This is a genomic window from Candidatus Komeilibacteria bacterium CG_4_10_14_0_2_um_filter_37_10 (genome assembly GCA_002793075.1).
Taxonomy (GTDB): Bacteria; Patescibacteriota; Patescibacteriia; order UBA1558; family UBA1558; genus UM-FILTER-37-10.
This window is the reverse complement of sequence record PFPO01000017.1, coordinates 1-1233: the sequence shown is the minus strand read 5'-3', so window position 1 is coordinate 1233 and position 1233 is coordinate 1. Positions and strand designations below refer to the sequence as shown.

The following is a 1233-nucleotide window of genomic DNA, read 5'->3' as shown; positions in this document are numbered from 1 at the left end:
GAAATTGAAGGTGAGGCAGGTAATATTTCTCAAGTACGTGCTTGTACTGTAAAACTGATGGAAGCAGCAAAAAAAAATAATATTACTTTTGTTTTGGTGGGACAAGTAACTAAAGATGGAACGGTCGCTGGTCCAAAAACTTTAGAACATTTAGTAGACACAGTCCTTTACCTTGAAGGTGATCGCTTCCATGATTTCCGTATTCTACGTGCAGCTAAAAATCGTTTTGGACCAACCGATGAGGTTGGTGTATTTACTATGGAAAAAAATGGACTAGAAGAAGTAAAAAACCCATCTGCCGCAATGATCTCTGAAAGAAACGAACCTGTTTCAGGAACAATCATAACAGCTGTTATGGAAGGCACTAGACCAATGCTAATAGAAATACAAGCATTAGTAACCAAAACCAATTTTGGATTCCCACAGCGTCGCGCTTCTGGTTTTGATTTAAATAGACTGCAAGTTTTAATCGGAGTCCTCTCTCGCAGAGCTGGGCTACCACTTGAATCTTATGATGTCTTTTTAAATGTCGTTGGTGGCCTAACAGCCAATGAACCAGCTGCTGATCTAGCGGTTATCCTAGCGGTTGCTTCTGGGCTAAAAGATAAAACTCTTCCCCCTGGCCTAGCGGCCTTTGGTGAAGTTGGTTTAAGCGGTGAAGTTAGACCAGTTAATCATACTGAAAAAAGGTTAACGGAAATAAAAAACTTAGGATTAGAAATAGCAGTTGTGCCATTATCTTCAAAATTACCAAAAATTATTGGTTTAAAAATTGCACCAATAAAAAATGTTCAAGAAGTTGTTGAAAAAATAATTCAAAAATAAAACACCACGGGCGTAAGCCCGTGGTGTTCGGGTAGTGTCACAATCCAAGCTTCGCTTGCCCACTGTCCTCTCTGCCTTGATTCTCAACATACTTTCTAACCATCTCTTCGTTTATTCCTACTGTGGAAACAAAATATCCATCTGACCATATTCCTGAGGAAGCGTAATATACTTCCTTTAAGAACGGGAACTTTTCTCGTATTTTCTTACCCGTATTGCTTTTGATAATATTCACCACTCTTCCAACACTCATCGTGGGAGGATTAGAAAGGAGAAAGTGAACATGATCCTTATCATGGTTTACTTTCAATATTTCAACCACAGGATAATACTTGCGTATTTCTTGTAGTTTAATACGAAAATACTCAAATGTTCCCTTGTTAAAGATCTCCTTCCGGTACTTTAATA

At 38.4% G+C, this 1233-nt stretch carries 2 protein-coding genes; one reads left to right on the top strand and one right to left on the bottom strand.

The window, feature by feature from the left end:
* The coding region (locus tag COX77_00945) for a DNA repair protein RadA (protein PIZ99654.1) at positions 1-825 on the top strand (825 nt) is incomplete at its 5' end.
* Positions 826-862: 37 nt separating this feature from the next.
* Here the strand turns inward: COX77_00945 and COX77_00940 are convergent.
* Positions 863-1233 (bottom strand): IS200/IS605 family transposase (locus COX77_00940; protein ID PIZ99653.1); only part of this gene is annotated, 371 nt, incomplete at its 5' end.